Raw genomic sequence first — 16,602 nt, 5'->3', positions numbered from 1 at the left:
CCGGGTCGTATCCGTACCATTCGTTACCATATACCCATGAGGGGTATACGACCCCTTGAAATACAACGGGAGGACGCGATGACGACCACCGAAGCGGCCGGCGCGACGACGCCCGAAGCGACCTCCGGACACGAGGCGGTAGTGCACGGCTACCACAAGCAGAAGGACGAGCACCTCAAACGACTGCGCCGCATCGAGGGTCAGATCCGCGGGCTGCAGCGGCTCGTCGACGAGGACGTGTACTGCATCGACATACTCACCCAGGTATCGGCATCCACGAAGGCCCTGCAGTCCTTCGCCCTCCAGCTCCTGGAGGAGCACTTGCGCCACTGCGTCGCCGATGCCGCGGTCAAGGGCGGCGAGGAGATCGACGCGAAGGTCGAGGAGGCCACGAAGGCCATCGCCCGGCTGCTGCGGACCTGACCACGGAGGCGGGGGGCAAGGCCGTGACCGGCAAGCCCCCCGCGGCACTACAACCGATAGTCCGCCGTCCGCCCGCGCTCGGACTGCTGCGCGGCGACTTCCAGCACCTCGTCGATACGGTCCGCGCTGAGCCGCTCCTCGTCCGCGGCGGATGCCGCGATGATCAACTCACCACACAGCTCGATCTCGGCGAGGGCCACGTGATCCTGAACTGCCGTACCGCGAGCCGGAGTCACGTGCATCACCTCTTTCTGCCGTCGTCGGCTTCCTAGCGTAGGGAGCGGGATACACACCGCGCATGGCACGGACGGACCATTTAGCGCCACCATCCGAGCGGTTTCCGGCCCGCCGACCGCCCCTGTCAGTCAGCGATCTTCCCCGCGAAAATGTCCCGGGCGGGAGGGAGCTGCACCTTCACCGGTGCACCGAACCCGAACAACAGCGTCGTCGACGCGACCGCCACCGCACCGCCCTCCTTCCCCTTCCCGTTGACGAAGCTGAACCGGTGCCGGACCTTGCGCAGCCGCCCCTGCTCGTCGAGGTACACGTCGAACGGCACGGCGTTCTTGCTGAACCCTTTCGCCGCTGCCGCCAGCGCGCTCCGCGTCTGCGGTGACGCGACCCGCGCGGCCCGCGCGATGTCGGTGACCCCGCGGTAGTGCAGGACCTTGGTTCCGGCCAGATCGGTCTCGCCCACGTACGTCACGTCCCGCGCGCCCCGCAGCAGTTCTGCCGCGGCGAGGGGATCGGTGGCCCCGCCCGTCACCAGGTTCCCGTCCGGCAGGGTCGTCGTGTCCACCCGCACCCACTTGTCGGCCGGCACGCCCGCTCCCCGGTTCTTCATGTACAGCGCACCCGGAGCCAGCAGCTCCGTGATCGGCCGGTGCCCTTCCTTGCCACTGGGATCCTTCGGCAGCATGACCTCCAGCTGCCCGATCCGCTGCCGGAAGTCGAAGCTGCCCTCGCCCCGGATGGTGACCCGCGTCCCACCGGTCGCCATCTCCATGGACGTACGGGCCTTGGCGCTCCCCGTTCCGGCGAGCACGTCCGCGGACCGGCGCACGGCATCCACCGCGTCCGCGCCGCGCCGGTCCTCGGCCGCGGCGTCCGCGCCGCTCGAACACCCGGAGGTCGCCACCGCACCCGCCACGGCCAGGGCGACGACGGCAAGAGCCCCGCCTCTGCGCCTGTGCTGCTGCACCACCATCGCCTGCCAACCCCCAACTCCGAACCGCTGCCTGCCCGAGTCCCCACCCGTTCCGCTTAACGACGGCCTGGTGCGGTCGTCACGCCCGCTCCGGAGAACCCCCCCGTCCAGGTACCGTGAAGACGTGCTTTCCCAAGCCCCGCCAAACGCCCCCGAACACCGCACCAGCACGAGCGAGCGAGGCGCGTTCTGCGTCGCCCGCTGCACCTGCGGCTGGAAGGGCCCGGCCCGCCGCTCCCGCGAACGAGCCCGCCAGGACGCAACGGTCCACAGCACGGAAGCCTGATCCCGGGCAGACGTAAGAACCGGCTGAAACACACCCGCACCGCACCCGTGTAGCCCGAACGGCCCATCACCGCTGGCCGACCGGCTCCGGTACCGATGCCCTGTAGGGAGAGGGACGACCCGAACCTGCGAGGGCGGAGCCGATGCGAGGACCCCGAACAGCCGTGCTCACCGCGGCGGCCACGGTCGTACTGGCGCTGGGCAGCGGACCGGCGGCGGCGGTGGACGGACCCACGGATCCCGAAGAGCTGACACTGATCAGCACCCGGGACGGCATGGCGCTCGCCGACCGGGACGGCAACCCGCTCTACCTGCGGGAGGCGGACCGCCCCGACGTGCCGGGCTGCTCGGGCGGCTGCGCGACGACCTGGCCGGCGGCGGTCGGTTACCCGACCAAGGCGGCCGGGCTCGCGCAGGAGACCGCGCAGACCGTCACGGACGCGCCGGGCGCCGACCAGCCACAGGTCATCTACAACACCCACCCGCTGTACTACCACCGGGACGACCGCCCGGGCCGGCCGACCGGCCAGGACGTGCCCGGGTGGAGTCTGGTCGCCGCCGACGGCAGCCCGTTGCAGCCCGCCCCGGCCACCACACCGGCCGGGGATTCCCCCGGCGGGGCGGCGTCCCAGCTGCCCACGACGTCCTCGACCGCGGCCAGGGGGTCCACCACGGCGCCGCCCACCGCCCCGAGGAGCGAGACCCCCGCGGACTCCGGGCAGACCTCCCCTTCCGTCGGCGCCCTCCAGGCCACCCCGTCCGGCGCCGCGCGCGGCGGAGCCGACCACGGGGCGAGCGGGGCGGCCACCCGTAACGGGCCCAGCCCCGCCGACATCGCGCTGGCGATCGGCGCGACCGGGACAGCCGCCGCCGGCACCGTGCTGTGGCTGCGCGCCCACCACCGCCGAAGCGCGGGCGAACAGCGCTGAAGCGCAACCGCCGCAGGCCGGGCCACAGGTCACGCGGCAGGCCGGGCTACCGGTCGGGCAGTACGGCGGTGCGGGCGCTGTTCACCGCCTCCGCCCTGTGCGCACTGGCGGCCCTCCTGCTCAACCTCGACGCCGTGCACCCGTCGGGGGAACGCCGGGCCGTTCCCGCCGCAGGCCCAACCGCCCCGGTGCGGCTGCGGATTCCCGCCCTCGGCCTCGACGCGCCGGTCCTGCCGCTCGGTCTGGACGACCACGGCACCCTGGAGGTACCGGAGTTCGAGGACGCGATGAAGGTCGGCTGGTACCGGCTGGGTCCACCCCCCGGCCGGCCGGGTCCGGCGGTACTGGTGGGTCATCGTGACGCCCCGTCGGCCGACGGCACCGGGGACCGGGACGGCTTCCGCAACGCCGTCTTCGCGCGGCTGGGCCGAGTGGGAGTGGGGGATCTGATCGAGGCGGAACGCAGGGACGGGCAACGGCTGCGCTTCACGGTCACCGGCGTCGAGACGTACCGCACGGACAGCTTTCCGACGGAGCGGGTCTACGGTCCCGTCCCCGGCCCGGAGCTCCGGCTGATCACCTGCGGCGGCGCCATCGGCCGCAGTGGGCACTGGGACTCCAACATCGTCGTCAGCGCGGAGCTGTCCGCGGTGGTGAGCCCCGGTCAGGCGGCGAGGTCGTTGTCCTCGGATCTCGGCTCGGGGATGTCCAGCGGAGTCGCCCGCTCGGGGCCACTCGTCCGGTCCGCCCTCTTCGCCCGGACGAGCCATCCCACCCGCTCCGACCGCGCGACCGCCGACACGACCGGTGTGAGCAGCGCCATCGCGAGCGGCGCGAGCAGCAGCGTGACGGCCGTACCGAGCGCGAAACCGCCGATCACGTCCGTCGGGTAGTGCACGCCCATGTAGACGCGGCAGAAGCCCTCGACGACCGCGAGAGCGATGCCCATGAGGCCGAACTTCCGGTTGGCGACGAACAGACCGACACCCATGGCCATGGCGAGCGTCGCGTGGTCACTGACGAACGAGTAGTCCGTCTTCCCCGACGCCAGGACTTCGAGGCCCTGGTGTCCGACGAACGGTCGCGGCCGTTCCACGAAGCCGCGGATCGGAATGTTGACGAGGACGGCCAAGCCTGCCGCGAGCGGCGCCCAGACGAGCCCGGCGACCGAGGACACCGCCTGCGTCTCGTCCTCCCGCCGGCGCACACTCCACCAGCACCAGAGCACCAGCAGAACCAGGGCGAGCAGGATTCCGTACTCGCCGACGAACTCCATCACGCGGTCGAACCACCGCGGTGCGTCCGCGGCCAGTCCGTTGATGTCGTAGAGCAGGCTGACGTCGGCATTCGACCCATCCGTCGCGAGTCCAGCCATCTGCTGCCCCTTGCCTTGTCGCCTACGGGCGCACCCCTGCGTGCGCCCTTGCTATCAACCCCCGTGGTCGTGCTGGTCACTGCATGCACGTCTGTTGCTGCTGTCCCAGTACCAGGAAACGCCGTGCTTCCTGTGTACGTTCCACTCTCCACCGAACGATCACTGAGACGTTATCGAAGAGAGACACATCACCGCAGCTCAGGGCCACCACTTTACGGAGAGTTCAAGCCATGTGACCCGGCTTGTCGCCGTCTCGGCACTCGCCTCGTCACGCCGCCGGGAAGGTTTTCGGGAGCGCTTTCGCGCCATCCTCGGTGACCCGCGTCGCGCCGAAGTAGTCCGGCGTATCGATCTTGTCGAAGCGGATCACGGCGCCGGTGTACGGGGCGTTGATCATGTATCCGCCCCCCACGTACAGCCCGACGTGCCGGATGGTGCGCGAGTTGGTCAGGTCGTCCGAGAAGAACACCAGGTCGCCCGGCAGCAGCTCGTCCCGCGACGGATGCGGCCCGGCGTTGTACTGGTCGTTCGCGACGCGCGGCAGCTCGATCCCCACCGTCTCGTACGCGGCCTTGGTCAGCCCGGAACAGTCGAACCGCCCGCCCTGGTCGGGCGTCCCGTTCCCGCCCCACAGATACGGCGTGCCCAGCTTCTTCTGCGCGAAGTAAATGGCGCCGGCCGCCTGCCGGGACGGCGCGACCCGCCCCACGGGCCGCGCGAAACTCTTCTCCAGCGTCCGGATCACCTTGACGTAGTTCTGCGTCTCCCGGATGGCCGGGACGCCGCCCGCCTTGATGACCCGGTACGCGCCGGCGTTGTACGCCGCGAGCATGTTGTTGGTGGGGTCGCCGGGCACGTCGTCGACATATCCGGCCAACTCGCAGTCGTACGAAGCGGCTGACGGAATGGCATCGGCGGGATCCCATACGTCCCGGTCCCCGTCCCTGTCCCCGTCGATCCCGTGCGAGGCCCAGGTGCCAGGGATGAACTGCGCGATGCCCTGCGCGTTGGCATGGCTCACGATGTCGGGGTCCCAGCCGCTCTCCTGGTACAGCTGCGCCGCCAGCAGCGCGGGATTGATGGCGGGGCACAGATTGCCCCACTTCTGTACGAGCGGCTGGTACAGCGCGGGGACGGCACCCTTGGCCAGCCCGACGGCCCGCCCGCCGCCCCCGGCGGCCAGGCTCGCCGCCGCCGAGTACGTACCGACGACGAGCAGCCCGAGGAAGCTCAGGCAGAGCCCGATCCCGATCCCACCCGCGACCCAGAATTTCCGCACCCCTCAACCCTCCCCCATCCGGCCCGGATTCACGGCTGTTTTGCAGCCTGCCGTGTCGGCTACTTGGCCTCGAATCCGTGACACACGATGCTCGTGTACTCCTTGGGGCCCTTGACGTGATGGAAGAGCAGGGTCCAGTTCCCGGGGTCGTTTCCGGCCGGAATGGCGGGCCGTGGCTCGCCGCGGACCGTTTCGGTGAAGTCGTCCGGGTAGGTCAGGAACTTCCACTCCGTGGGTTCGCCCGCCGCCAGGTCCACAGGCTTACTGGAGTAGCCGAGCCCGAGGTTGTCGCTGAGCAGCCCTTCGATGGGCCTGCCGGTACCGGAGTCGATCTCGTGCGGCGGCTTCACCGTGGCGGACAGGTAGTACGGCCCCTCCTCCTCCGGGGGGAACTTGAGGCGGTATCCGATCCGCGCCTTTCCGGTGACGCTCTGGACGAGTTCGTCGTCGGCGTCCGAGACCGAGAACTGGAACTGGAACTGGAGGTCGCTGCGCTCCTCCGGGGGCAGGTTGCAACCCTCGTCGCCCGGCTGCCAGGAGTCACGCGACGGCGCGGTCTGCTCGATGTACGGCGGCGGCTCCGGCGGCTTGTTCTGCGGCTTCTTCTGCGGCTGCCCGCTCGCCGGGTCCGGCGTCGGAGCAGACGGCGAGACCGCTTCCTCCCCTTTCTGGTTTCCCTTCGCCGAGTTGCCCTCCTCCTTCTCCTTCTCCTGGAGCAGCAGCGTTCCGGCGACCGCCGACGTTCCCACCACCAGCCCCACCGCCGCCGCCACCAGCCACGGCGAGGCCCGGCGCCGCCCGCGCTGCGGGGTCGTCACAGCGCCCTCGGTCGGGACGTACGCCGGTGCATGGCCCAGTCCCGGCCCCGCCGTCGGCAGGTCGTTCGGGGTCTGCGGTACGGGAATCCGCGCCGCAGAGTCACCCGGACCCGCCAGCGGCCCGTACACAGGGTCGTCCACGAGCGCCGAGTCCACGGCGCACAGCCGGATGATCTCCGCAGGACCCGGCCGGTCGGCCGGCCCCTTCGCCACGCAGGCCCGGATGAGCGCCGCCAGCCCCGGCTCCACACCGTCCACATCGATCTCGTCGTGGACGGCCCGGTAGCTCACTCCCGCCGAATCGCCCGCACCGTAGGGGGCCCGGCCCGTCGCCGCGTACGCGAGAGTCGCGCCCAGCGCGAAGATGTCCGCCGCGTCACCCACTTCGTTGCGCATCAGCACTTCGGGGGCGGTGTAGCCGGGCGTACCCGGAGCCAGGCCGTCCTGCGTCAGCGCAGTCTGTTCCGCACCGCGAGCGATCCCGAAGTCGATCAGCTGCGGCCCCTGCGGGGACAGGATGACGTTCTGCGGCTTCAGATCGCGGTGCGTCACTCCGTACGCATGCACACTCGCCAGCCCCTCGGCCAGCGCCGCGAACAGCCGCTTGCAGGTCTCCGCCGGGAAGGGCCCACGCTCGCGCACCGCCTGACTGAGCGTCGGCCCGGAGACGTACTCGGTCGCCAGCCAGTAGGGCGGCGCGTCCAGCGAGGCGTCGATCAGGTTCGCGGTGTAGGCGCTGCGTACCGCACGTACGGTCTCGACCTCCCGCCGGAACCGGGCCAGCGCCTCGGGATGGTCGACGATCTCGTCCCGGACGACCTTGATCGCCACCAGCCGGCCACCCGGCGACCTCCCCAGGTAGACCTGTCCCATGCCACCGGCACCGAGGCGGGCAAGAAGCTTGTGCGCACCCATCTGCGCGGGATCCTGGGTCCTGAGCGTGTCCACCGGCACGACTCTGTCATATGGACTCGGCGCCGCTCAGCGCGAGTTGGTGCGTAGGCAGTGGCCGTGCCCGTAGTGCGGACGGGCACGGCACACAGGCCCCGGGACCTGGCGGGCCGGATACGTCAGACCGGCCTGACCAGCTGCACCCAGCGCTCGTCGCAGTAGAGCGTCGGCCGCGGTGTGTCGCAGTGCGTCTCGTACACGCGCCCGTCGGTGGTGACGACCCTGATCCACGCGTGCAGTCCGATGGCGGAAATGGAGATCCCGCAGGCGTTCCGGGGATAACCGGGATTCCGGGAGGTGGTTAGGTTCTGCCAGAAGAAGCGCCCCGGCGGACGAACGTTGATGATGCGACGTCCGGCGTACGCCCTGCCGTTGACCAGTACGGCACCGTACTCCTCGCCCCGGGGAAGAGCTACCGCGTCGAGGTCGTTGCACGGCAGGGGGACCGGCCCGGGAGCCGGCGGCCTGGGGCCGCGGGGCCCGGCCGAGTCCTGGCAGTCGTCGGCCGGGAGCCCGCCGGACTCGGGGCCGGCCCCGCCGTCCGGCAGAACACAGGTGACGGGGTCCGCCGGGCGCGCTTCGTCGCTCGTGGCGGCCAGGGCGGGATTCGAGACCCCGGCGACGGCGAGGGCGAGGCCGAACGCGAGCGGGGCGACCACTCCGCCGGCCAGCCGCGCGCGTCGGCCAGTCCTGGTTTCAGGGCCCATACGAAGCTCCTTTTCGAACCGAATCGCTTGATACTCCGAGGCCGGAGGCCAAGAGGGAGCATCCGTCGTTTCGACAGACTCGTAGGGGAGACCAGGCCGAACAGTGCGGATATATCAGCGTATTGGTCCAATGAATCCACGGATGGCGCACACCATCAACCCCCGTACAACGGCCGCCGCCACCATCGGGACACGCACAACCCGAACGGCTCCCCCGCCCGGCCGACATCTGTCCCTCTCCCGCCAATCATTGCCCGGCGTCACACCACGTGATACACAGAGTGACCATACGGTTTCCGTGAGCACCGGTCCGCGCCCAGGTCGGGGCGTTGCGACCGGCAACACGTGCGGGATCGGGTAAAGAGAGCCGCCAAGTCGACATACGAGCGCGGTTCATCAGCGAAGATAGTGCGTGACCCCTGCCGTCCGGCGCGGGGGCACGGAACTACCCATCAGGGGCGGTGAGTTACATGATCCTGGCAGCCGAGAAGGGCGACATCACCACCATCATCGGCGGTATCGCCCCGAACTGGGGGCCGTTCGGGAGCCTGGGCGCAGAGGCGAAGGTAATGATCGAGGTCGTCATGGCCGTCGCGATCCTCCTCTGTCTCGGCATCGCGATCTGGGGCGCCGCGAAGCAGCGCATCGGCGCGACGGCTCTGCGGGACACCTTCAGTGCGGAGCAGGGCAAGGGCCTGATCGTCGCCGGCCTGACCGGGGTCTTCATCATCGGATCCCTCGGCACGCTCTTCACCATCGTGTACGGGATGGCCGTATAGCCCCGGCGAGTCCCCTGCCTGTCCTCACCGGGCCCGCCCGGACCACCCCCGACACCATCCGTCCGTCGTGCCCACCGGCAGAGGTTGCGTCTCCCTGATGTCGAGTCACCACTCCGCGCCCGCGCGGAAACCAGCACGGCTACCGTCGTACTACGACGCGGAACGACACACGGTTGAGGGGGCTTACGCGGTATGAGCCACGACGACGAGCACGGTTTCGGCGACCGTACCGACCGGGTGGGCGGCTCGGGCCAGACCCGCACGCGCCTCCCCGAAGCCCCCGGGAGCGACGTCTACGGCGGCGCCCGCCGCCCGGTGAGGAGCTCACGGAGCCTGGCGGCGGTGGTGAGCGTGGTGGCGTTGCTGATCGCGGCCATCGCGTTCGCGAACCGCGGCGGTGGCGACGACACCACCACGGAGGACGCCGCTCCGAAGCGGGCGGAAAGCGGCCCGACGGCGGCGACGGGCGTAAAGCCGGTGGAGGACAAGAACGGCGGCATCGCGTCGGGCTTCGCACGGAACGAGCAGGGGGCGCAGTCGGCGGCGGCGAACTACGCGGTGGCGCTGGGCTCTGACGGCATGTTCAACGCATCCCGTCGACACGAGATTGTCCAGTTGATCGCCGATCCCGGCGCGCTGAGCAGGCTTCAGGCCGGTTTCGACGCCGATTACTCCCTGTCGTTCCTCGCCCAGATCGGCCTCAGCGCCACCGGCAAAGCGCCTGCCGGGTCGACATTTGTCAGCCGGACGATTCCCGCCGGATCCAAGGTCCGCGGCTTCAGCTCTACCGGCGCCAACGTCGATGTCTGGTGCGCGGGTCTCTTCGGGCTGACGGGCGACAAGTCGACCAAGCCTGTGACGAGCGGCTGGTTCACCGTGACGGTGCAGCTCAAGTGGGTGGGCTCCGACTGGAAAGTCCTGGACACCAGCCAGAAGGAAGGACCAACTCCGGTCACCGGCGACAATGCCGTTTCGGGATCCGATGAGATCAGCGGCGCGGTCAATGAATTCGGAGGGTTCACTTATGCCCGGTAGCCCCCGACACCAGGCGCGCAGAGTTGCCGCTGTCCTGGCGGCTGTCCAGACCGCCGCCTTCGTGTTGGCGGCGAGGGCTGCCGCGGCGCCCTCGCCGACTCCGACTCCGACGCCCGGCCAGAGCAGCGACCCCTGCGAACTCATCGCGGGTCCGGCGCGCGAATACTGCGACAGCGGCGAGGCCGGATCCGGCGGCCCCGCACGCCGCGCGCCCGGCGACCCCATGGAGCAGCTCGATCCGCTCTCCTCCCTCGCCAGGGGCTGCGCCGACGCCGCCGCCTGGATCGTCACCAAGCTGTCCGATGCCGTGAAGAACACCGCCAACGTCGACTTCACCAACGCCGCCTTCCTGCGCCAGTACGCAGTCGTCTTCGCGGCCTCCACCGTGCTGACGCTCGTCCTCTGGCTGCTCGCCGTCACCAAGCGCGCCATCCGCGGTGTGCCGCTCGCCACCGCGCTCTCCGAGGCGATCGGGTTCCTCTGGCTGACCGTCCTCGCGTCCGCCTTCACTCCGCTCATCCTCTACACCGTGGTCTCCGCGACCGACGGCGTCACCGAGGTGATTTCCTCCGGCACCGGCGGTCAGACCGACGTCTTCTTCGGGTCGTTCGCCGAGGCGCTCAAGAAGGGCGAGGACATCGGGGGCGGGCCGATCATGCTGATCGTCGTCGCCCTCGTCACCGTGCTCGCCGCCGGCGTGCTCTGGCTCGAGCTGGTCATCCGGGCCGCCCTGCTCTACGTCGGCGCCCTCCTCGGCACCGCCGTCTACGCCGGCCTCGTCGACAAGAACATGTGGGGCCACGTCCGCCGCTGGGCGGGAATCATGATCGCGGTGATCCTGGTCAAGCCGGTCATCGTCATCGTGCTCGGGCTCGCCGGGGCCCTCTCCGCCGACGACGGGCCCAACGCCTTCTCCGCGGTGGTTTCCGGACTCGCCATCATCCTGCTGGCCATCTTCGCGTCCGCGATGATCTACCGCTTCGTACCCGGCTTCGGCGACGAGATCTCCTCCGCCCGTTCCAACCGCAAGCAGGCCACCGACGGCTCGCAGGCCGCCGCCCTCATCAGCTCCCCCGCCGCCCTCGTCTCGCAGGGCATCAAGACCCACAGCAGCCGGGGCGGCGGCCAGGACAGAGGCAACACCGGCGAAGGCGCACAGTCCCGGCCGGCCAATCCGCTGTCCGGCGGAGTCGCGGCCCACAGTTCCCGCAATTCCGGCAGCGGACACGGGAGCGGACGCGGGGTCGGCGGCGGAACTGTCCCCTCCGCCGCACCCCCGCCCCGTACATCCGGAACCAGTACCACCAGCACGGGAGGTGAAGGGCGTTGACGACCCAGTCCCATCCGGTCGCGCCCCGCCGTACGTATCTGATCGGCAGGGCCCGGCCGAACGCGATCGTCGGAAAGAACCGCGAGACCGGCGAAATCGCGTTGATCATCGGCGGCGCGTTCCTCGGCATGATGAGCGGGCTGATCGTCCCCGTGCTGTCTCTGCGGATTGTGCTGCTGATGGGCTTCCCCATGCTGGCGCTGGCCGTGGTGTACCTCCCGTACAAACAGCGCACTTTCTACAAGTGGTTCGAGATCAACCGCAGCTACAAACGCAGCCTCCGCCGCGGCACCGCCTACCGTTCCGGCGCCATGGAGGCCGGCGTACGGGGCGACGGCAAGGAGGTCGAGGTCGGGCCACCGCCGGGCATCGGACGGATCAATTGGCTCGCCGCGCCCTTCGGGCCCGACGAGATCGCCGTACTGCTGCACGCCGACCGCCGGACCGTGACCGCCGCCATCGAGATCGAGGGCCCGGGCGTCGGACTGCGCGACAGCGAGGACCAGGAAGCCCTGGTGGACCGCTTCGGCACGCTCCTCAAGCACGTCGCCAACGGCGACGGCTTCGTGACGCGCCTTCAGATGCTCGCCCGCACCCTCCCCGCAGACCCCGACGCGCACGCGAAGGACGTGGGTCAGCGCGGCGACAAGAACGCCCCCGCCTGGCTCCGGGACTCCTACGACCAGCTCCAGTCGATGGTCTCCACCTCCAGTGAGCAACACCGCGCCTACCTCGTCGCCTGCATGCACTACACCCGTGAACTGGCCGCCGAGGCGAACACCATGGCGCGTGCCGCCAGTCCCCGCACGGGCCGCAAGCTCGACCGGGACGCCGGACTGGCCGTCGTCATGGCGCGCGAGCTCACCGACATCTGCGCCCGTCTCGCCGAGGCCGACATCCGGGTCCGGCAGCCTCTCGGCCAGGGCCGGCTGGCCTCCCTCGTACACTCGATGTACGACCCGGACCACCCGATCGACCACATCCAGGCGATGACCAAGCGCAACGCGTGGCCCGCCGAACTGGACGCGATGGAGCCCACCTATCTCCAGGCCAAGACGCGCGAGTCCTCGACCCGCGCACCCTGGTGCCACGCCACCGCCTGGGTGAAGGAATGGCCGATGACTCCGGTGGGAGTCAACTTCCTCGCGCCGCTGCTCGTCCACACGCCCGATGTCATCCGCACGGTCGCCGTCTGCATGGACCTCGAACCCACCGAGGTCGCCATCGAACGCATGCTGACCGAGAAGACGAACGACGAGGCGGAGGCCAGCCGCGCCGCCAAGATGAACCGGACCGTCGACCCGCGCGACATCGCCGCTCACGGGCGGCTCGACCAGAGGGGTGAAGATCTCGCCAGCGGTGCGGCGGGAGTGAACCTTGTCGGGTACATCACAGTGTCTTCGCGATCGCCGGAGGCGCTGGCGCGCGACAAACGGACGATCAGAGCATCGGCCGGCAAGTCGTACCTGAAGCTGGAGTGGTGCGACCGCGAGCACCACCGTGCCTTCGTGAACACCCTGCCGTTCGCCACCGGCATCCGCCGCTAACCCGAGAAGATTGGGGCAGAGCCGCATGCGAGATCCGATGTCCGCGTTGACGGATGCCTTCACCAGCTTCGTGTTCGGGAAGGTGGAGACGACGCGGCTGCCCGTACGCACGTCGACCGGTCAGGCGCAGGCGGTCTACCTGCCCACCGCCGCCCCCGGCCTCGGCGACTCCGGCGTGATCATCGGGCGCGAGGTCTACAGCGGCAAGGGTTACATCTACGACCCCTTCCAGCTGTACGGACAGCAGCTGCCGGCCCCGCACTGGCTGGTCCTCGGCGAGTCCGGCAACGGCAAGTCGGCGCTGGAGAAGACGTACGTCCTGCGCCAGCTCCGCTTCCGCGACCGCCAGGTCGTGGTCCTGGACGCCCAGGGCGAGGACGGTGTGGGTGAGTGGGCCCTCATCGCGCAGCAGCTGGGGATAACCCCCATCCGGCTCGACCCGATGGCCGCGCTCGACGGCGGCATCCGGCTCAACCCGCTCGACCCGGCGATCACGACGACGGGCCAGCTGGCCCTGCTCCGCACCATCATCGAGGTCGCGATGGGGCACGGGCTCGACGAGCGGTCCGGCTTCGCCCTGAAGGTCGCGCACGCCTACGTCAACGAGACGATCATCGAGCGGCAGCCCGTGCTGACCGACATCGTCGAGCAACTGCGCCACCCGGAGCCGGAGTCGGCCGAGGCGATGAACGTCGACATAGACGACGTACGGGCATGGGGCCTGGACGTGGCGCTGGTGCTGGACCGGCTGGTCGACGGTGACCTGCGGGGCATGTTCGACGGGCCGACGACCGTCGGCATCGACCTGGACGCGCCGCTGATCGTCTTCGACCTGTCCCACATCGACCGGAACTCGATCGCAATGCCGATCCTGATGGCGATCGTGGGCGTCTGGCTGGAGCACACCTGGATCCGTCCCGACCGGAAGAAGCGCATCTTCCTGGTCGAGGAGGCCTGGCACATCATCAACTCGCCCTTTGTGGCCCAGCTCTTCCAGCGGCTGCTGAAGTTCGGCCGCCGACTGGGTCTCTCGTTCGTCGCCGTGGTCCACCACCTGTCGGACGTGGTGGACGGCGCGGCGGCGCGGGAAGCCGCGGCCATTCTCAAGATGGCGTCCACGCGGACGATCTACGCCCAGAAGGCGGACGAGGCACGGGCGACCGGCCGGGTCCTCGGGCTGCCCCGCTGGGCGGTCGAGATCATCCCCACTCTTACGCCCGGTATCGCCGTCTGGGACGTCAACGGAAATGTGCAGGTCGTCAAACACCTCATCACGGAGGCGGAACGGCCCCTGGTCTACACCGACCGGGCGATGACGGAGAGCTCGGCGCCTGAACTGCCCGAACTTCCGGACGACGTACGCGCCGCGGAACTGGAGGCGGAGCGCCGCGCCACCCTCATCGAGCAGCAGATGAACGAGTCCTCGGAATCAACGGTGGCCTGACATGCCCCACAGTGACAACCGCTCCGCAGAGCGCGGCATCCCCGACTCGCTGCTGGTCGGTCTGCTCGCGTTCCTGCTCGGGCTCACCGTGCTGGCGTGGACGGCGACGGGGCTCGCAGCATGGCTCTCGCGCGGCGCCTGGCCGTCGACGGTCACGTTCTCCCGTACACCGTCGGCCATGCGCGCACTGGCATCGCAGCCGCACGACGTAGCGGGAGCGTGGCCGGACACGACCGCGGCGCAGCTCCCGGGCTACGGGCTGTTCTGGGGCATCTTCATCAGCGAGCTGATGGTGCTGTTCGTGCTGACGGTGTTCGTGATGGGTGTGCTTGCCCGCTGGAAGATCGTACGGGCCAACCGCCGCACACGGCACGCGGATATCTACGCGGATGCGTCGCCGGCCCAGAATCCGGCTGCCGTCCTTCCCGCCGAAACGGCCGCCCTGGAGCGGCAGACGCAGGTACCGGTCCGCACGGAAGCCGGCCCGCACCCGGCCACCATGCCTGAGCCTGCGGCAGCGACGACGTCTACGGCTGCGGCTACGGCTCCCGCGGCGACGCCGGGGGCGGACGGGTGGCAGGAGCAGCGGCCGCGCGCCGCGGACGCGCCGGTGCCCCTGCCTGCGCCCCGCACCCCTGTGCTGCTGTACGGCGCGGCGAGCGACCGGCGGCCCAGCGCCCTGCGGGCCATCGCCGACGCCGAGGGCCCCGCGCTCGTCGTCACCTCCGACCCCACCCTCTGGGCGGAGACGAAGGACGCCCGGGCCAAGCTCGGCCCCGTACTCGTCTACGACCCCGCGCACCTCTGCGACACGCCTGCCCGCCTGCACTGGTCACCCAGCGCCGGCTGCGAGTCCCGGGAAGTAGCCGCCGCACGCGCTGTGGCGCTGCTCGCGCCGGTACGCCCGTCGGCCAGGCTCGACGCCGCCGTGGCGGACGCCGCAGAAACGCTGCTGCGCTGCTGGCTGCACGCCGCGGCCGTCGACGACCGGCCGTTCAAGCAGGTCCACCGCTGGGCACAGGGCAACAGTGCCCATGAGCCCGTACGCATCCTCCGCACCCACCCAAAGGCGGCGTCCGGATCGGCGGGCGAACTGGAGTCGGCGCTCACCGCGCATGCCGAACGCCGCGAGATCGCACAGGAGTTGACGGCACGGACGCTCTCCGCCCTCTCCTCGATCCATATCCGCGAAGCTTGCACTCCGAATCGGACTGATTCGCTCACATTGGAATCATTCGTGGACGAGGGGGGCACTCTTTACCTGGTGGGTGAAGCTATCGAGGATCCCCGGTCTCGTCCCGGCGCGATGCCGTTGCTCACCGCACTCGCATCAAGCGTGGTCGAGCACGGCCGCCGCATGGCCGCACGGTCATCCGACGGTCGGCTCGACCCACCACTGATGCTGGTCCTGGACGACGTCGCGGCCGTGGCTCCGCTTCCCCAGCTGCCGGAGCTGCTGACGGCCGGGCCAGGCCAGGGCCTGCCGGCCCTGGCCCTGCTCCGCTCTCAGGAACAGGGCCGCGCCCGCTGGCCGCACGACCCACTCCCCGTGCCGTAGCCGTACTCCCCGTCACGGGTGCGCGAGCGCCATCTCGATCTCCCGCGCGCCAGGGTCGCCTGCAACCGGGATGGTCTCTCCGGTGGGTACGAAGCCGAACTTCCGGTAGAACGCCGAGGCACGGCCGTTGCTCTCGTGGACGTACAGCCGCACGCGCGCCGGCGTCGGGTCGTCGAGCGACCAGGCCCATTGCACCGCGGCGTCGACGAGCGCTTCGGTGAGCCCGATGCCGCGCTGGACGGGGCGTACGAAGACACCCACCAAGTGGGCCTGGTCCACCGGGATCGCCTCACCGAAGACGCCGGTCCCGCCCGCCTCCTCGACGAGCACGACGACCGTGCCGTCCCACTCGCCGTCCGACCGCTCGGCCACGAACTGCCGGTTGTGCCCGCCATGCGACGCGTCGGCCGCGCGTTCCTGCCAGAAGGAGTCCGGGCGGGCCACGGCCTGCTCACGCGTCTCCAGGAAAGCGATGGGCGCGGCCGGATCCTCCAGGGCGGCGATTCGCAGATCCCTGGCCTTGGCCCATTCCTCGGCTCGTACCGGTCGTATGACGTGTTCCATGGGCCGATGGAATCGCAGCGCCCACCGGACCGCAACACGATTCCCGTCGGCCTCGGAACGCAGAAAAGCCCCGCACCATGAGGTGCGGGGCTTTCCCACAATGATTGTTCGGCGGCGTCCTACTCTCCCACAGGGTCCCCCCTGCAGTACCATCGGCGCTGAAAGGCTTAGCTTCCGGGTTCGGAATGTAACCGGGCGTTTCCCTAACGCTATGACCACCGAAACACTATGAAGTTGACCGACCCGGCATCGACACAGGTCGTTACTTCAGAACCTACACAGTGGACGCGAGCAACTGAGGACAAGCCCTCGGCCTATTAGTACCAGTCAGCTCCACCCGTTACCGGGCTTCCACATCTGGCCTATCAACC

15 protein-coding genes, 2 rRNA genes and 1 pseudogene are annotated in these 16,602 nt (G+C 69.9%); 9 read left to right on the top strand and 9 right to left on the bottom strand.

Annotation, left to right across the window (positions count from 1 at the left end):
* The first annotated feature begins 78 nt into the window (after positions 1 to 78).
* Positions 79 to 423 carry a metal-sensitive transcriptional regulator gene (locus AB0M62_RS00090; protein ID WP_366071772.1) on the top strand — a complete coding sequence of 115 codons (345 nt, stop codon included), beginning with the start codon at positions 79 to 81 and terminating at the stop codon, positions 421 to 423.
* 47 nt (positions 424 to 470) lie between these two features.
* On the opposite strand, the gene AB0M62_RS00085 is transcribed toward AB0M62_RS00090, so the two are convergent.
* Positions 471 to 665, bottom strand: a complete 195-nt coding sequence (locus AB0M62_RS00085; protein WP_366071771.1) for a hypothetical protein — start codon at positions 663 to 665, stop codon at positions 471 to 473.
* A 119-nt stretch (positions 666 to 784) separates the two neighbouring features.
* Complete coding sequence (locus AB0M62_RS00080) at positions 785 to 1,630, bottom strand: hypothetical protein (protein ID WP_366071770.1); 846 nt, start codon at positions 1,628 to 1,630, stop codon at positions 785 to 787.
* 428 nt (positions 1,631 to 2,058) lie between these two features.
* On the opposite strand from AB0M62_RS00080, the gene AB0M62_RS00075 reads away from it, so the two are divergent.
* Positions 2,059 to 2,844, top strand: a complete 786-nt coding sequence (locus tag AB0M62_RS00075; RefSeq protein ID WP_366071769.1) for a hypothetical protein — start codon at positions 2,059 to 2,061, stop codon at positions 2,842 to 2,844.
* Positions 2,799 to 3,476, top strand: a pseudogene (locus AB0M62_RS00070) (sortase); the annotation flags it as partial. The gene AB0M62_RS00075 and the pseudogene AB0M62_RS00070, both read left to right, overlap by 46 nt.
* A 32-nt stretch (positions 3,477 to 3,508) precedes the next feature.
* Here AB0M62_RS00070 and AB0M62_RS00065 read toward each other — a convergent pair.
* From AB0M62_RS00065 to AB0M62_RS00050, 4 genes are all read right to left on the bottom strand, one after another.
* Positions 3,509 to 4,219 carry a phosphatase PAP2 family protein gene (locus AB0M62_RS00065; RefSeq protein ID WP_366071768.1) on the bottom strand — a complete coding sequence of 237 codons (711 nt, stop codon included), beginning with the start codon at positions 4,217 to 4,219 and terminating at the stop codon, positions 3,509 to 3,511.
* A gap of 268 nt (positions 4,220 to 4,487) precedes the next feature.
* Positions 4,488 to 5,498: a bifunctional lytic transglycosylase/C40 family peptidase gene (locus AB0M62_RS00060; RefSeq protein ID WP_366071767.1), complete on the bottom strand. Its 1,011-nt coding sequence runs from the start codon at positions 5,496 to 5,498 to the stop codon at positions 4,488 to 4,490.
* 59 nt (positions 5,499 to 5,557) lie between these two features.
* A complete protein-coding gene (locus AB0M62_RS00055) occupies positions 5,558 to 7,264 on the bottom strand; it encodes a serine/threonine-protein kinase (protein WP_366071766.1) in 1,707 nt (568 codons plus the stop codon).
* A 122-nt stretch (positions 7,265 to 7,386) separates the two neighbouring features.
* Positions 7,387 to 7,974, bottom strand: coding sequence for a hypothetical protein (locus AB0M62_RS00050; protein WP_366071765.1), 588 nt, complete (start codon positions 7,972 to 7,974; stop codon positions 7,387 to 7,389).
* Positions 7,975 to 8,444: 470 nt separating this feature from the next.
* Here AB0M62_RS00050 and AB0M62_RS00045 point away from each other — a divergent pair, with 470 nt between their 5' ends.
* From AB0M62_RS00045 to AB0M62_RS00020, 6 genes are all read left to right on the top strand, one after another.
* Complete coding sequence (locus AB0M62_RS00045) at positions 8,445 to 8,753, top strand: hypothetical protein (protein WP_254373822.1); 309 nt, start codon at positions 8,445 to 8,447, stop codon at positions 8,751 to 8,753.
* Between the two features lie 192 nt (positions 8,754 to 8,945).
* The gene (locus AB0M62_RS00040; protein ID WP_366071764.1) at positions 8,946 to 9,788 is read left to right on the top strand and encodes a hypothetical protein; all 843 of its coding nucleotides are present in this window, start codon (positions 8,946 to 8,948) and stop codon (positions 9,786 to 9,788) included.
* Positions 9,778 to 11,118, top strand: coding sequence for a hypothetical protein (locus AB0M62_RS00035; RefSeq protein ID WP_366071763.1), 1,341 nt, complete (start codon positions 9,778 to 9,780; stop codon positions 11,116 to 11,118). The genes AB0M62_RS00040 and AB0M62_RS00035 overlap by 11 nt, the downstream gene beginning before the upstream one ends.
* Positions 11,115 to 12,665 carry an SCO6880 family protein gene (locus AB0M62_RS00030; protein WP_366071762.1) on the top strand — a complete coding sequence of 517 codons (1,551 nt, stop codon included), beginning with the start codon at positions 11,115 to 11,117 and terminating at the stop codon, positions 12,663 to 12,665. The genes AB0M62_RS00035 and AB0M62_RS00030 overlap by 4 nt, the downstream gene beginning before the upstream one ends.
* A 25-nt stretch (positions 12,666 to 12,690) precedes the next feature.
* On the top strand, positions 12,691 to 14,109 hold the full coding sequence (locus AB0M62_RS00025; RefSeq protein ID WP_366071761.1) for an ATP-binding protein: 1,419 nt from the start codon (positions 12,691 to 12,693) through the stop codon (positions 14,107 to 14,109).
* 1 nt (position 14,110) lies between these two features.
* The gene (locus AB0M62_RS00020) at positions 14,111 to 15,667 is read left to right on the top strand and encodes a type IV secretory system conjugative DNA transfer family protein (RefSeq protein WP_366071760.1); all 1,557 of its coding nucleotides are present in this window, start codon (positions 14,111 to 14,113) and stop codon (positions 15,665 to 15,667) included.
* A 12-nt stretch (positions 15,668 to 15,679) separates the two neighbouring features.
* Here AB0M62_RS00020 and AB0M62_RS00015 read toward each other — a convergent pair whose 3' ends face one another.
* From AB0M62_RS00015 to AB0M62_RS00005, 3 genes are all read right to left on the bottom strand, one after another.
* The gene (locus tag AB0M62_RS00015; RefSeq protein WP_366071759.1) at positions 15,680 to 16,231 is read right to left on the bottom strand and encodes an N-acetyltransferase; all 552 of its coding nucleotides are present in this window, start codon (positions 16,229 to 16,231) and stop codon (positions 15,680 to 15,682) included.
* 106 nt (positions 16,232 to 16,337) lie between these two features.
* A 5S ribosomal RNA gene (rrf, locus tag AB0M62_RS00010) occupies positions 16,338 to 16,454 on the bottom strand.
* Between the two features lie 74 nt (positions 16,455 to 16,528).
* Positions 16,529 to 16,602: ribosomal RNA gene (locus AB0M62_RS00005) — 23S ribosomal RNA — on the bottom strand; the annotation flags it as partial.

Origin of the sequence: Streptomyces sp. NPDC051219, from assembly GCF_040682335.1 — a bacterium.
GTDB lineage: Bacteria > Actinomycetota > Actinomycetes > Streptomycetales > Streptomycetaceae > Streptomyces.
Note: the sequence above shows the minus strand (reverse complement) of the source record. Positions and strands in the feature narration are given on the sequence as shown.

Excerpts from the sequence above, each read along its gene's own strand:
- AB0M62_RS00090 (WP_366071772.1), top strand. The coding sequence starts at position 79 with ATGACGACCACCGAAGCGGCCGGCGCGACGACGCCCGAAGCGACCTCC.
- AB0M62_RS00085 (WP_366071771.1), bottom strand. The coding sequence starts at position 665 with ATGCACGTGACTCCGGCTCGCGGTACGGCAGTTCAGGATCACGTGGCC.
- AB0M62_RS00080 (WP_366071770.1), bottom strand. The coding sequence starts at position 1,630 with ATGGTGGTGCAGCAGCACAGGCGCAGAGGCGGGGCTCTTGCCGTCGTC.
- AB0M62_RS00075 (WP_366071769.1), top strand. The coding sequence starts at position 2,059 with ATGCGAGGACCCCGAACAGCCGTGCTCACCGCGGCGGCCACGGTCGTA.
- AB0M62_RS00065 (WP_366071768.1), bottom strand. The coding sequence starts at position 4,219 with ATGGCTGGACTCGCGACGGATGGGTCGAATGCCGACGTCAGCCTGCTC.
- AB0M62_RS00050 (WP_366071765.1), bottom strand. The coding sequence starts at position 7,974 with ATGGGCCCTGAAACCAGGACTGGCCGACGCGCGCGGCTGGCCGGCGGA.
- AB0M62_RS00045 (WP_254373822.1), top strand. The coding sequence starts at position 8,445 with ATGATCCTGGCAGCCGAGAAGGGCGACATCACCACCATCATCGGCGGT.
- AB0M62_RS00040 (WP_366071764.1), top strand. The coding sequence starts at position 8,946 with ATGAGCCACGACGACGAGCACGGTTTCGGCGACCGTACCGACCGGGTG.
- AB0M62_RS00035 (WP_366071763.1), top strand. The coding sequence starts at position 9,778 with ATGCCCGGTAGCCCCCGACACCAGGCGCGCAGAGTTGCCGCTGTCCTG.
- AB0M62_RS00025 (WP_366071761.1), top strand. The coding sequence starts at position 12,691 with ATGCGAGATCCGATGTCCGCGTTGACGGATGCCTTCACCAGCTTCGTG.
- AB0M62_RS00020 (WP_366071760.1), top strand. The coding sequence starts at position 14,111 with ATGCCCCACAGTGACAACCGCTCCGCAGAGCGCGGCATCCCCGACTCG.
- AB0M62_RS00015 (WP_366071759.1), bottom strand. The coding sequence starts at position 16,231 with ATGGAACACGTCATACGACCGGTACGAGCCGAGGAATGGGCCAAGGCC.